Raw genomic sequence first — 13,577 nt, 5'->3', positions numbered from 1 at the left:
GGAATTAGCATGAAAGAATACAATTTAAATGATACCCATTTACTTCAACTAGATAGCCAAAAAGACCCGATTGCGTTACACACGGAAGACTTACATGTTTTTTATGGGGACAATGAGGCTATCAAAGGTGTTGATTTACAATTTGAAAAGAACAAAATAACCGCCTTAATTGGCCCTTCTGGTTGCGGGAAATCCACGTATTTACGTTCATTAAATCGTATGAACGATGGCATTGCCAATTCACGTGTTACTGGAAAAATCATGTATAAAGATGTCGATGTCAACACAAAAGAAGTTGACGTCTACGAAATGAGAAAACGCATTGGCATGGTTTTCCAGCGGCCCAACCCATTTAGTAAATCAATCTATGAAAATATCACATTCGCATTGAAACAGCATGGTGAAAAGGATAAGAAAAAATTAGATGAAATCGTTGAAACTAGTTTGAAGCAAGCCGCACTTTGGGATCAAGTGAAAGATAACCTAAACAAAAGCGCCTTAGCTCTTTCTGGTGGGCAACAACAACGTTTGTGTATCGCTCGGGCAATTGCGATGAAACCTGATATTCTATTGTTAGATGAACCAGCAAGTGCGTTAGATCCGATTTCAACAGGAACGGTTGAAGAAACCTTAGTGAATTTAAAAGATGATTACACCATCATCATTGTGACACACAACATGCAACAAGCGGCACGGATTAGTGACTATACAGCTTTCTTCTATATGGGCAAAGTCATTGAATACGACCATACAAGAAAAATCTTTACACGACCAAAAATTCAAGCAACGGAAGACTACGTTTCAGGACATTTTGGTTAGGAGGAGCAAGATGGGCAAAGAAATTATTTCATCAAAAGATTTACATTTATATTACGGGAAAAAAGAAGCATTGAAAGGCATTGATTTAACTTTTAATCAAGGAGAATTAACTGCCATGATTGGTCCTTCTGGTTGCGGGAAATCAACGTATTTACGTTGCTTGAATCGTATGAATGATTTAATCCCAGACGTAACTATTACTGGAAGTGTCGTCTACAAAGGAAAAGATATTTATGGACCGAAAACAGATAACGTTGAATTACGTAAAGAAATTGGGATGGTTTTCCAACAGCCAAATCCATTTCCATTTTCAGTTTATGAAAATGTGATTTATGGCTTGCGCTTAAAAGGAGTCAAAGACAAGCAAGTCTTAGATGAAGCAGTTGAAACCAGTTTGAAAGCAGCTGCCGTTTGGGAGGATGTCAAAGATAAACTTCACAAAAGTGCACTTTCACTTTCTGGTGGACAACAACAGCGGGTTTGTATCGCTCGTGTTTTAGCTGTGGAACCAGATATTATTTTATTAGATGAACCAACTAGCGCCTTGGACCCAGTTTCTAGTGGTAAAATTGAAAACATGCTGTTAACATTAAAAGAGAAATATACCATGATTATGGTGACACATAATATGTCGCAAGCATCACGGATCTCTGATAAAACGGCCTTCTTTTTACAAGGTGATTTAATTGAATTTAATGACACGAAAAAAGTATTTTTAAATCCAAAAGAAAAACAAACAGAAGATTACATTTCTGGTAAATTTGGTTAAAAGGGGGAAAAAGAATGTTACGGACACAATTTGAAGAAGAACTATTGAATCTGCACAATCAATTTTATGAAATGGGTATGATGGTTAGTAGTGCCGTCCATAAATCCGTGAAGGCATATATTAATCATGATAAAAAATTGGCTCAAGAAGTGATTGATCGCGATATTGAAATTAATGATATGGAAGTCAAACTTGAGAAAAAGAGTTTTGAAATGATTGCGTTACAACAACCAGTGACAACAGACTTACGTATGATTATCACTGTTATGAAAGCTAGTTCGGATTTAGAAAGAATGGCGGACCATGCCGTTTCAATTGCTAAATCAACGATTCGCTTAAAAGGAGAAACACGTATTCCTGAAATTGAAAAAGAAATTTCAGATATGTCTGATTATGTGAAAAAAATGGTGGATAATGTTTTAATCGCCTATGTTAAAACGGATCAAAAAGATGCACGAATGATTGCACAAATGGATGATCGTACTAATGAATATTTCGATAGTATTTACAAACATGCCGTAGAAGCAATGAAAGCTAATCCAGAAACGGTCATTAGCGGAACTGATTATCTACATGTGGCACAATACTTGGAAAGAATTGGCGACTATGTCACAAATATTTGTGAGTGGATTGTTTACTTGGCAACTGGTAAAATTACCGAATTGAATAGTAATCGTGATGAACAATTTTAAGAAAAACAAATAAAAAAACTAGGAGACGGCCTTTTTTAGACCAATTCCTAGTTTTTTTAGCGTAAAATGAACTGATTTTATAAAACTAGTCCTTACTAATGAGAAGAAATCGTTCTTAAGTCCTATGACAAATGATCAAAAACAAGGCATAATAATGCATGTAAGGAAAACACTATTGAGTGAAAAATTTGCTAAGGAGGCAATATCCATGAAAGAAAGAGAACGCGTATTAGAATTAGTGAAAAAAGGTATTCTAACGTCAGAAGAAGCGTTAATTTTATTAGAAAATATGGCAACTGAAAAAGATGAAAAACAAATCGAAAAAGCTGCTGAAAAAGTCGATACACAAAATATTGGAACAACAAATAAAGAAGATCAAGTCGCAGATTTAATGGATGCATTAGAAAAAGGCGAATCAGAAGGACCTACTGTTGATTCGTTTGAAGAAAATACACAGGACAGTGCAGAAAAAGATCGTGAAAACTTAGAAAGAATTCTTGATGAGTTAGCAACAAAAGCCAATCGTGCTTCGGCTGAATTGGACGAAGTCAACGCAGAAATTGCCGGCATCAAAGAAGAAATTAAAGAAGTCGCAGAAGAAATTGGAACATTAGATACGAAAGAAGAATTAGATGCATTAACAGAAGATGAACAAGTCCAACGAAAAGACTTGCACGTTTTACTTGCACAATTAGAAGAAAAATTAGCGACTCAAAGTACTGAAAAAACAGCACTGGAAGAAGAACTAAAAAACATTCGCAAAGAACAATGGAAAGGTCAATGGAATGATACAAAAGAAAAAGTTTCTTCTCAATTCTCTGAAGAGTGGAAAGATCAAGCCACAGACACCTTTAACCAAGTCGGCGGCAAAGTTGCCGAAGTTGGCGGCCAAGTGGGAGAATTCTTGAAAAAAACATTTAATTCTTTCAGTGATACCATGAATGATAATGTGGAATGGAAAGACATTAAAATGAAAGTTCCTGGTGTGGCAACAACTAAGTTTGAACATGAGTTTAACTATCCAAATCCCCAAGCAAGTTTAATTGATGTCAAGGTAGCAAATGGTACCGTGGCTTTCAAAACTTGGGATCAAGAAGATGTGAAAGTCGAAGCAAAAATCAAATTATATGGTAAAATGGCAGGAGATTCACCAATGGAAGCTTTCTTAGAACGAAGTGACATTGATGTGGATGATGAAACGATTTCTTTCCAAGTGCCAAACAAACGGGTGAAAGCAGATTTAACGTTCTATTTACCAAAACGCACTTACGATCATGTATCGGTTAAATTATTAAACGGAAATGTCTTAGTAGAAGAGTTAACAGCGAAAGATGTTTATACAAAATCAACGAATGGGACGATTACGTTTAAAAAAATTGATGCAACTATGTTAGAAATTGAAGGCGTGAATGGTGAAATTAAAGTCCTAGAAGGAACGATTTTAGATAACATTATTGAAACAGTCAATGGTGATGTGTCTATTTCCGCAGCACCAGAAAGTCTAAGTGTTTCTCTGATTAATGGAGATATCCGCATTACAGCTAAAGAAAAAACGCTTCGCCGTGTTGAAGCAAGCTCTGCAAATGGGAATATCAAGTTGGCCTTGCCAAATGACTTAGGTGTTGAAGGGCAAGTGAAAACGAATTTAGGTAGTATTAACAGTCGTTTAACAGATATTGAAGTTGTTCGTGAAAAGAAAGATCGCGGCAATCAACAATTACATTTTAGACGTGTACTGGAAGAATCAATGGCTCAAATTAACGCTTCTACAACAACGGGAAGTATTTTCCTAAAAGATACGGATAAATAATTAATAATTTTAAGCTAGATGGGCTGACGAATCAGCCTTTCTAGTGTAAAATTTAGTAGATGAGGTGAAAACATATGAAAAGAAAACTAACAAAATCTCCGAATAACGTGGTTTTAACAGGAAGCTTAGCTGGGATTGCTGATTGGCTAGGAATTGACCCAACAATTATTCGTGTCGTTTATGTCTTGCTTAGCTTTTTCTCAGCAGGATTTCCAGGCATTCTCTTATACATTGCCTTAGCAGTCTTGATCCCTTCTGGAAGAACAGGAAGCGATCGCGGCTACGGCCATCAAAATCCTTATAATAGAAATGTTCGCAATGAAAATCCTTATGCTGCCAATAAAAAGCAACGTAAAGAAGCGGAAAAAATTGATGATGACGAATGGAGTGACTTTTAATGACATATTTTCAGCGATTGGTTGTTAATACACTGACATTCATTTCTTTATCAGTTGTTTTTCCTGGCATGATTCATGTGAGAGGCATAATGCCTGCAATTATTGCCGCTTTTGTTCTCTCAATCCTAAATATGTTGGTGAAACCAGTCTTAACAATCTTGTCGCTCCCATTTACTTTATTAACGTTTGGTCTATTTAGCTTTGTTGTCAATGCAGCGATTTTACAAATGACCTCGTTTTTTGTGGGGGAAATGAACTTTGGTTTCTCAAGTTTTTGGGCAGCGGTGCTAATGGCTGTAATTATGTCAATTGTCAATACGATCGTTACGGATCACAATTTATCTAAATATGAATAAAAAAAGCCTGAAGAACGTAGCATAAAATGCGTTCTTCAGGCTTTTTCGATGGTTAAATTTTCTAGGTGACATTCTGGATGGCGGCTGATATAGCCATATAAAATGTTTAAAAAATCAACTTGTTGCTTCGAGTAATGCTCAATTGTTTTCGGTGGTTTTTTGGGCATGATTTTTTTTGCTAGTTCAAGCGGTGGATATTTTTGAAACGTTTGTTTAGTTACAACACGTGTTGCTACCACCAAGCCTTGGTAAATTAAATAGTATTTGATTTTTTTCTGATAAGGTAACCACATCAATTGCCAATCTCTTTGGTTAGCTTGACTAATTCGTTGATTTTGGTTTGCAAAACGTGTCAGAAAGAGCCAATCTTCTTTGAGTTTTGCCGCTTTTTCGAAGGCTTGTTTTTCAGCAGCTTCTTGCATTTGTTGAGCAATTCGTTTGATTGGTTCTCGTCCTTGATTATGGAAAAAGTCGAACAATTCTTGTTGAAATAGTTCGGTCGGAATGGCACTCTCTTTTTGAAAGGTTTGATGCCAATAGTTGGTTGGGACGAGATCGTAGATACTATCCAAAATTATTTTTAAACGGTTTAATTTTCGACGAATCGAATAAGGACCAAAACAGTTCTCTTTAGTGGGAATATTTAAGAGTTTAATCTCTAATTGCCGCTCATTAACGGCTACCGATACATAAGAATATTGTTCATAAGCATTCATTTGGCGATTGTAGCGCGGCCGATACTGTTGAATCAGTTGACATTCTAGAAGGAGCGCATCCAATTCTGTGTCAGTATGGAGAACATCGAAGTCTATAATTTGTTTGACTAAACGCATCGTCTTTCGAGAATGTTGATTACTATTGATGAAATAGCTCGACACGCGATTTTTTAATTTTTTGGCTTTGCCCACATAAATAATTGTGTCGGTTGCGTCTTTCATTAAATAAACACCCGGTGTTAACGGTAATTGATGGGCTTTTTCCTTTAAATATTCTTTCATAAGTTTCCTCTTTTCTTAAAAGGATCGGCTTCAAGTATACAAAGTTTTCTGAAATAGTCAAGTAACAGAAATAGCATGGGTAATTTCACTGAAAAATAGTTTCTTTTTTTTGAAATATGATAATTCTAGGAATTATCTAGTGAATAGCTAGAAACTTGTATTTTTAAATGATAAAATATAACAAGTAGCAGAAAGGACTGACATTCGATATGACAGAAGTGGTAAAGATTTATCAACTGGTAGAAAATCTTTCTTTAGAAGTAGTTTATGGAGATGAAGAAAGCTTAAATAGAACAATTAAAACTGGTGAAATTTCCCGGCCAGGTTTAGAATTAACTGGGTACTTTAATTATTATTCGCATGATCGTTTACAATTATTTGGGAGCAAAGAAATTACCTTTGCGGAACGAATGATGCCTGAAGAGCGTTTATTAGTGATGCGCCGTTTATGTGCGAAAGATACTCCAGCCTTTATAGTATCCAGAGGACTAGAAATCCCCGAAGAATTGATTACAGCAGCAAAAGAAAATGGGGTTTCTGTGTTACGTTCACCGATTTCAACTTCCCGTTTATTAGGGGAACTATCCAGTTATTTAGATGGCCGTTTGGCTGTTCGGACAAGTGTCCATGGGGTTTTAGTGGATGTTTATGGACTTGGTGTATTGATTCAAGGGGATAGCGGTATTGGTAAAAGTGAAACAGCTTTAGAGCTTATTAAACGTGGCCATCGGCTAATTGCAGACGATCGTGTCGATGTTTATCAGCAGGATGAATTAACCGTGGTTGGAGAACCACCAAAAATTTTGCAGCATTTAATTGAAATTCGTGGTATCGGGATTATTGATGTCATGAACCTGTTTGGTGCTAGCGCGGTCCGTGGCTTTATGCAAGTTCAATTGGTCGTTTATTTAGAGGCCTGGGAAAAAGACAAGAAATATGATCGCCTTGGTAGTGATGATGCAATGGTCGAAATAGCTAACGTTGATGTCCCTCAGATTCGCATTCCTGTTAAGACTGGCCGAAATGTGGCCATTATTATTGAAGTAGCAGCAATGAACTTCCGCGCGAAAACAATGGGCTATGATGCAACAAAAACGTTCGAAGAGCGCTTAACTCGTTTGATTGAAGAAAATTCAGGAGAATAGAAGGAGGAGATGTGATGATGTTAGCTCAAGTAAATTCAATTGCATTTCGCCTTTTCGGTATTCCCGTTTATTGGTATGCAATTATTATTGTTTCAGGGATTGCTTTAGCTGTTTGGCTAAGTAGTCGCGAAGCCGTTCGTGTTGGTTTAAAAGAAGATGATGTCTTTGACTTTATGCTCTGGGGATTACCTGCAGCAATTGTTGGCGCGCGCTTGTATTACGTCGCTTTTCAATGGCAAGATTATGTAGACAATCCGATTGAAATTTTCTTTACTCGAAATGGTGGCTTAGCGATTTATGGTGGTCTTATTGGTGGGGGACTGGCGCTGTTTTTCTTTACGCGTCATCGTTTCATTTCTACATGGACTTTTTTAGATATTGCCGCACCAAGTGTGATTTTAGCGCAAGCAATTGGTCGTTGGGGCAACTTTATGAATCATGAAGCCTATGGACCAGCGACCACCAGACAATTTTTAGAAAATCTCCATTTACCAAGGTTTATCATTGATAACATGAATATCAACGGAACGTATCATCAACCAACATTTTTATATGAATCTGTCTGGAATGTTTTAGGCTTTATCGTTTTAGTGCTATTACGCAAAAAGCCACACTTTTTAAAAGAAGGCGAAGTCTTTTTAGGTTATATAATATGGTATTCTTTCGGACGTTTCTTCATCGAAGGGTTACGGATGGACAGTTTGTATGCGTTTAGTAATATTCGTGTCTCGCAATTGTTGTCTTTAGTGATGTTCGTGGTAGCAATTGTTATTGTGATCGTTCGCAGAAGAAATCCCAATTTGAAATTTTACAATCGGGAGAAACAAAAGAAAAAAATAACAACTTCTTAATCCAACTTGATCGAAGAATATGGTAAACTAAAGAAGTAACGTTGTTTAGCGAAAGGAGAGTTTCACCGATGAATCAAAAAGTCGCTGTTTTAGGTCCAGGTTCCTGGGGGACAGCTTTAGCTCAAGTATTAGCCGAAAATGGACATGAGGTCTGTATTTGGGGAAATAAACCAGAGCAAATCGATGAAATAAATACAAAACATACCAACAAACATTATTTACCAGAACTAACATTACCTGCTTCAATTCAGGCAACCACTGATTTAGCCACTGCTTTAGTAGATGTTGATGCGGTACTGTTCGTGGTACCAACTAAAGCTATTCGTTCAGTAGCACAAGAAGTGGTCCAAAATTTAAAAACGAAACCAATTATTATTCATGCAAGTAAAGGGCTCGAACAAGGCACACATAAGCGAATTTCAGAAGTGATAGCGGAAGAGATTCCAGCAGAAAAACGGCAAGGGATTGTGGTTTTATCTGGACCAAGCCATGCAGAAGAAGTCGCTGTTCATGACATCACAACCATTACAGCAGCAAGCGAAAATTTAGCAGACGCTGTATATGTGCAAGAGTTGTTTATGAATGACTACTTCAGAATTTATACGAATGATGATGTGATTGGTGTAGAAACAGGGGCAGCCTTAAAAAACATTATTGCTTTAGGCGCTGGAGCGATTCATGGCTTAGGCTTTGGCGACAATGCCAAAGCGGCGATTATGACTCGTGGTTTAGCAGAAATTAGTCGCTTAGGGGTTGCGATGGGAGCAAACCCATTAACATTTATTGGTTTAAGTGGTGTTGGGGATTTAATCGTTACTTGTACAAGTGTCCATTCTCGAAATTGGCGTGCGGGTAATTTGTTAGGAAAAGGTCATAAGTTAGATGAAGTCTTAGAAAACATGGGCATGATTGTGGAAGGTGTTTCAACAACTAAAGCAGCTTATGAATTGGCACAACAACTAGAGGTTGAAATGCCAATCACAGAAACCATCTACAATGTCTTGTACAATGACGAAGATGTACAACAAGCAGCAAAAGAAATTATGTTGCGCGATGGCAAAACCGAAAACGAATTTACACTTGATTTTTAGGAGGAAAAAAGATGAAAGTTAAAAAGGCAGTTATTCCAGCAGCTGGGTTAGGAACACGTTTCTTGCCGGCTACCAAAGCGATGGCAAAAGAAATGTTACCAATTGTTGATAAACCAACGATTCAATTTATTGTAGAAGAAGCACTAGCTTCAGGAATCGAAGATATTTTAATTGTGACAGGCAAAGCCAAACGTCCGATTGAAGACCATTTCGATTCAAATGTTGAATTAGAAAATAATTTAAAAGAAAAAAATAAAACTGATTTATTGAAATTAGTCGAAGAAACAACGGATGTTAATTTACATTTTATTCGTCAATCCCATCCGAAAGGCTTAGGACATGCTGTTTTACAAGCGAAAGCATTTGTTGGCAATGAACCTTTTGTTGTGATGTTAGGCGATGATTTAATGGAAGATAAAGTACCATTAACGAAACAATTAATGGACGATTATGAAGAAACACATGCCTCGACGATTGCTGTAATGAAAGTGCCGCACCAAGATACTTCAAAATATGGTATTATCAATCCAGAAAAAGAAATCGAAAAAGGACTTTACAATGTCGAGAACTTTGTTGAAAAACCAAAACCTGAGGAAGCACCAAGTGATTTAGCGATTATCGGTCGTTATTTATTAACCCCTGAAATTTTTGATGTACTTGAAAATCAAAAACCAGGAGCTGGTAACGAAATTCAGTTAACAGATGCGATTGACACTTTAAATAAAACACAACGCGTTTTTGCTCGTGAGTTTAAAGGAGAACGTTACGACGTTGGCGATAAATTTGGGTTTATGAAAACAAGCATTGAATATGGTTTAACCCATCCAGAAGTAAAAGATAATTTACGAGAATATATTATTAAACTTGGCGCTCAATTAGCGAAAAAAGAGCAACCAAAAGAAAAATAAATAGAAAAAAGCGTAAAATTTCAATTCGTTAGAAAGAAATTTTACGCTTTTTTTCTTAAAGGAAAGGTCATGAGAATTTTATAAAATAAATTGTCATTCTTAGCTTTATGAGTTGTGAAAAATATAAGTTGGTGTTATCCTAAGATTATAAATAAAATTTCAGAGGGGAGTAATGATATGTCAGGTGGGGAAATTGCTGCCTTAATTGCAGCGGTGGCATTTGTTGTTTTAGTCATCTTTTTAGTACTTGTGTTATATAAAGTTTCTCAAGTTGTTTCAAAAATTGAAGATACGATTGATGAAACAAATACAACAATTAAAGTCGTGACTAGCGATGTGAATGTATTGAGTCGCCAAGTAGAAGGCTTGCTTGTTAAAAGTAATGAACTATTGACAGATGTGAATCAAAAAGTGGCAACGATTGATCCGTTGTTTACGGCCGTTGCTGATTTAAGCGAAAGTGTCTCTGAATTGAACACCTCAAGTAAACATTTGATTACGAAGGTAGGAACCGTAGGGAAAGGCACAGCGAAAGCTGGTTTAGTGAGTAAAGTAGGCGGTTCTGCTTTTAGAGCAATGCGTTCAAAAAATACAAAAAACAAATAATTAAATAATTAATTGGAGGAGATTTTTATGGCTAAAAAAGGCGGATTTTTCTTAGGAGCAGTAATTGGTGGAACTGCAGCAGCTGTTGCCGCATTATTACTTGCACCAAAATCAGGTAAAGAATTACGTGATGATTTATCAAATCAAACAGATGATTTAAAAAACAAAGCGCAAGATTACACAGATTATGCTGTTCAAAAAGGAACAGAATTAACAGAAATCGCAAAACAAAAAGCCGGCGTTTTATCAGATCAAGCCTCTGATTTGGCAGGATCTGTCAAAGAAAAAACAAAAGATTCATTGGATAAAGCACAAGGTGTTTCTGGCGACATGCTTGATAACTTTAAAAAACAAACAGGTGATTTATCTGATCAATTTAAAAAAGCAGCTGACGATGCACAAGATCACGCAGAAGATTTAGGTGAAATTGCCGAAGATGCAGCAGAAGATATCTATATTGACGTTAAAGATTCTGCGGCAGCGGCCAAAGAAACTGTTTCTGCTGGTGTCGATGAAGCAAAAAAAACAACCAAAGACGTTCCTGAAAAAGCTGCAGAAGCAAAAGAAGATGTTAAAGACGCAGCGAAAGACGTAAAAAAAGAATTTAAAGGGTAACAAGCGTTTAGCTTATGAAAGTTAGCAACGGATCGTGTTGCTTTTGTTCAGCGGCTTACCTTAAAATTTAGAAATGAGGCCATCAGTCCGGTTGACTGATGGCCTCATTTTATTTTTATTCTATTGGATAATTTGCAATTCTTTGGATGTCTTAGTGAATGGTTCGGAGCCTGTTTTCGTTACGTGTAAACAATCTTCGATACGAACACCTACTTTTCCAGGAATGTAAATACCGGGCTCAATAGAGAAACACATGCCTTCTTCAATGACTAAATCATTGCCATGAACCAGCGATGGGTATTCATGGACGGTGGTTCCAATGCCATGGCCTAAGCGATGGTTAAAGTATTCACCATAACCAGCTTTTGTGATTACACCTCGAGCAATATCATCTAATTCGCCTGCTGTAACACCAGGTTTGACCGCTTCAGTTGCTGCTAATTGTGCTTCTAAAACAATTCCATAAATTTCTTTTTGGAAATCAGAAGGTTCCAAGTAGCTGACTGTTCGTGTGGCATCACTACAATAGCCATTATGAACGACACCTAAATCAAATAGCACTAAGTCATGGGGCTCAATTTTTGTTTCGCCAGGTACCCCGTGAGGACTAGCTCCGTTTTTTCCTGTTAAGACTAACGTATCAAAACTCATCGAGCGAATACCTTGACGTTTTAATTGATACTCGATTTCTGCAACAATTTCTTGTTCCGCAACGCCTGCTTGAATTGCTTTGAAGCCAATCTCAAAAGCGACATCAGCCCAACTACCAGCTTCTAGTAAACGTTGAATTTCAGGTTCTGTTTTAATTAATTGAAGTTTTTCAATTAAAGGCGTAACATCATGCGAAAAATCGCTAGCTGGGAAATAGGTTTTCAATTGATCGAAACGAGCTAAAGAAAGAGCTTGTTTTTCTAAAGCAAAGCGTGGTGTGCCTTGTGTCCGTTTATTTAATAAAGCCGCAATTTTTTCCCAAGGATTTTCGCTATCTAAATAACCATAAACGGGATAAGTCCAACTACTATTTTCGGCATCTTCGACTTCTAATGCAGGTGTAAATAAAAATGATTGGTCGTCCGCAGCGATAAACAAAGCTAACACGCGCTCATGAGGTTCGCTTTCGTAACCGGAAAAGTAAGCGATATGACCAGGATCACTAATATAAGTGAAGTCAATCTTTTCTTGGTGCATCCAATTTTTTAAATCGGCAATTTTTTCTTGATTCATAAAACATCCTTCTTTCTTTTATTCTGAAGTGAATCACAGTACTATCATAACATGAAATGACAAAAAGTTCCTTTTGAAATGGAAAGTAAATTTTCATGAAAAAACGATAAAACGGTTGCAAAAATAGAAGAATTTTGATATTCTAGGCTAGGAAAGAAATGTAAACAGTGTTTTCAGAAAATGAGAACAAATTCATATTTATAGGAGAAGAAACATGGAAAAACAAACAATTACAATTTATGATGTTGCTAGAGAGGCAAATGTATCAATGGCTACTGTTTCTCGTGTTGTCAATGGTAATCCCAATGTAAAACCAGCAACACGTAAAAAAGTCTTAGAAGTGATTGATCGCTTAGATTACCGTCCTAACGCAGTCGCACGTGGTTTAGCAAGTAAAAAAACGACAACAGTGGGTGTCATTATTCCAGATGTTAGTAATGCATTTTTTGCTTCATTAGCACGTGGTATTGACGACGTGGCTACAATGTATAAATACAATATCATTTTAGCCAATTCAGATGGAGACGATCAAAAAGAAGTCACTGTATTAAACAATTTACTTGCCAAGCAAGTAGATGGGATTATCTTTATGGGTCATCGCATTACAGATGATATTCGTGGTGAATTTTCACGTTCAAAAACGCCTGTTGTTTTAGCTGGTTCAATTGATCCAGACGAACAAGTTGGTAGCGTTAATATTGATTACACGGAAGCAACGAAAGATGCAACAGCGACTTTAGCGAAAAATGGGAACAAAAAAATTGCTTTTGTCAGTGGTGCATTAATCGATCCAATTAATGGTCAAAACCGGATGAAAGGCTACAAAGAAGCTTTAGCAGAAAATGGCTTATCTTATAATGAAGGCTTAGTTTTTGAATCTGAATATAAATTTAAAGCAGGCATTAATTTGGCTGAGCGTGTCCGTAACAGTGGAGCGACAGCTGCCTTTGTTACAGATGATGAGCTAGCGATTGGTTTATTAGATGGGATGCTAGATGCTGGCGTGAAAGTTCCAGAAGAATTTGAAATCATTACAAGCAATAACTCATTGCTTACAGAAGTCTCTCGTCCACGTCTATCAAGTATTACACAACCTTTATATGATATCGGTGCCGTGTCAATGCGTTTATTAACAAAACTAATGAACAAAGAAGAAATTGAAGAAAAAACAGTTGTTTTACCTTATGGAATTGATCAAAAAGGTTCAACAAAATAAATTGAATTAAACGGCTAAACTAAGAGCGTTAACTCTTAGTTTAGCCGTTTTTTGATACCTAAAAATGAGCCAGAAAAAT

15 protein-coding genes are annotated in these 13,577 nt (G+C 36.7%); 13 read left to right on the top strand and 2 right to left on the bottom strand.

Annotation, left to right across the window (positions count from 1 at the left end; genetic code table 11):
* The first annotated feature begins 9 nt into the window (after nucleotides 1-9).
* The 6 genes from pstB (IGI87_RS08025) to IGI87_RS08000 all read left to right on the top strand — a co-directional run bounded on the left by pstB (IGI87_RS08025) (nucleotide 10) and on the right by IGI87_RS08000 (nucleotide 4,844).
* The gene (gene pstB, locus IGI87_RS08025; RefSeq protein ID WP_002357302.1) at nucleotides 10-819 is read left to right on the top strand and encodes a phosphate ABC transporter ATP-binding protein PstB; all 810 of its coding nucleotides are present in this window, start codon (nucleotides 10-12) and stop codon (nucleotides 817-819) included.
* Between the two features lie 10 nt (nucleotides 820-829).
* On the top strand, nucleotides 830-1,588 hold the full coding sequence (pstB, locus tag IGI87_RS08020) for a phosphate ABC transporter ATP-binding protein PstB (protein ID WP_002357303.1): 759 nt from the start codon (nucleotides 830-832) through the stop codon (nucleotides 1,586-1,588).
* 14 nt (nucleotides 1,589-1,602) lie between these two features.
* Nucleotides 1,603-2,280: a phosphate signaling complex protein PhoU gene (gene phoU, locus IGI87_RS08015; RefSeq protein WP_002357304.1), complete on the top strand. Its 678-nt coding sequence runs from the start codon at nucleotides 1,603-1,605 to the stop codon at nucleotides 2,278-2,280.
* A 208-nt stretch (nucleotides 2,281-2,488) separates the two neighbouring features.
* Nucleotides 2,489-4,090: a daptomycin-sensing surface protein LiaX gene (liaX, locus tag IGI87_RS08010; protein ID WP_438736592.1), complete on the top strand. Its 1,602-nt coding sequence runs from the start codon at nucleotides 2,489-2,491 to the stop codon at nucleotides 4,088-4,090.
* Nucleotides 4,091-4,164: 74 nt separating this feature from the next.
* The gene (locus tag IGI87_RS08005; RefSeq protein WP_002357306.1) at nucleotides 4,165-4,488 is read left to right on the top strand and encodes a PspC domain-containing protein; all 324 of its coding nucleotides are present in this window, start codon (nucleotides 4,165-4,167) and stop codon (nucleotides 4,486-4,488) included.
* Complete coding sequence (locus IGI87_RS08000; RefSeq protein WP_002357307.1) at nucleotides 4,488-4,844, top strand: phage holin family protein; 357 nt, start codon at nucleotides 4,488-4,490, stop codon at nucleotides 4,842-4,844. Before IGI87_RS08005 ends, IGI87_RS08000 begins: the two co-directional genes overlap by 1 nt.
* 35 nt (nucleotides 4,845-4,879) lie before the next feature.
* Here IGI87_RS08000 and IGI87_RS07995 read toward each other — a convergent pair whose 3' ends face one another.
* Nucleotides 4,880-5,842 carry a GIY-YIG nuclease family protein gene (locus IGI87_RS07995; RefSeq protein ID WP_280210643.1) on the bottom strand — a complete coding sequence of 321 codons (963 nt, stop codon included), beginning with the start codon at nucleotides 5,840-5,842 and terminating at the stop codon, nucleotides 4,880-4,882.
* Between the two features lie 209 nt (nucleotides 5,843-6,051).
* On the opposite strand from IGI87_RS07995, the gene hprK reads away from it, so the two are divergent.
* The 6 genes from hprK (at nucleotide 6,052) to IGI87_RS07965 (ending at nucleotide 11,058) form a co-directional block, all read left to right on the top strand.
* Nucleotides 6,052-6,987, top strand: coding sequence for an HPr(Ser) kinase/phosphatase (hprK, locus tag IGI87_RS07990; protein ID WP_002357309.1), 936 nt, complete (start codon nucleotides 6,052-6,054; stop codon nucleotides 6,985-6,987).
* A 17-nt stretch (nucleotides 6,988-7,004) separates the two neighbouring features.
* Nucleotides 7,005-7,838, top strand: a complete 834-nt coding sequence (gene lgt, locus IGI87_RS07985; RefSeq protein WP_162782584.1) for a prolipoprotein diacylglyceryl transferase — start codon at nucleotides 7,005-7,007, stop codon at nucleotides 7,836-7,838.
* A gap of 68 nt (nucleotides 7,839-7,906) precedes the next feature.
* A complete protein-coding gene (locus IGI87_RS07980; protein WP_280210640.1) occupies nucleotides 7,907-8,929 on the top strand; it encodes an NAD(P)H-dependent glycerol-3-phosphate dehydrogenase in 1,023 nt (340 codons plus the stop codon).
* An 11-nt stretch (nucleotides 8,930-8,940) separates the two neighbouring features.
* Entirely contained in the window at nucleotides 8,941-9,837 is an 897-nt protein-coding gene (galU, locus tag IGI87_RS07975; RefSeq protein WP_104854005.1) for a UTP--glucose-1-phosphate uridylyltransferase GalU, read from the top strand.
* 177 nt (nucleotides 9,838-10,014) lie between these two features.
* On the top strand, nucleotides 10,015-10,443 hold the full coding sequence (locus tag IGI87_RS07970; protein ID WP_104854004.1) for a DUF948 domain-containing protein: 429 nt from the start codon (nucleotides 10,015-10,017) through the stop codon (nucleotides 10,441-10,443).
* 27 nt (nucleotides 10,444-10,470) lie between these two features.
* On the top strand, nucleotides 10,471-11,058 hold the full coding sequence (locus tag IGI87_RS07965; protein ID WP_104854003.1) for a YtxH domain-containing protein: 588 nt from the start codon (nucleotides 10,471-10,473) through the stop codon (nucleotides 11,056-11,058).
* A 120-nt stretch (nucleotides 11,059-11,178) separates the two neighbouring features.
* Here IGI87_RS07965 and IGI87_RS07960 read toward each other — a convergent pair whose 3' ends face one another.
* Complete coding sequence (locus tag IGI87_RS07960; protein WP_317095234.1) at nucleotides 11,179-12,282, bottom strand: aminopeptidase P family protein; 1,104 nt, start codon at nucleotides 12,280-12,282, stop codon at nucleotides 11,179-11,181.
* A gap of 214 nt (nucleotides 12,283-12,496) precedes the next feature.
* Here IGI87_RS07960 and ccpA point away from each other — a divergent pair, with 214 nt between their 5' ends.
* Nucleotides 12,497-13,498 carry a catabolite control protein A gene (ccpA, locus tag IGI87_RS07955; protein WP_002357319.1) on the top strand — a complete coding sequence of 334 codons (1,002 nt, stop codon included), beginning with the start codon at nucleotides 12,497-12,499 and terminating at the stop codon, nucleotides 13,496-13,498.
* Nucleotides 13,499-13,577 lie beyond the last annotated feature (79 nt).

This window comes from Enterococcus sp. DIV1444a (assembly GCF_051712125.1).
Taxonomy (GTDB): Bacteria; Bacillota; Bacilli; order Lactobacillales; family Enterococcaceae; genus Enterococcus; species Enterococcus faecalis.
Note: the sequence above shows the minus strand (reverse complement) of the source record. Positions and strands in the feature narration are given on the sequence as shown.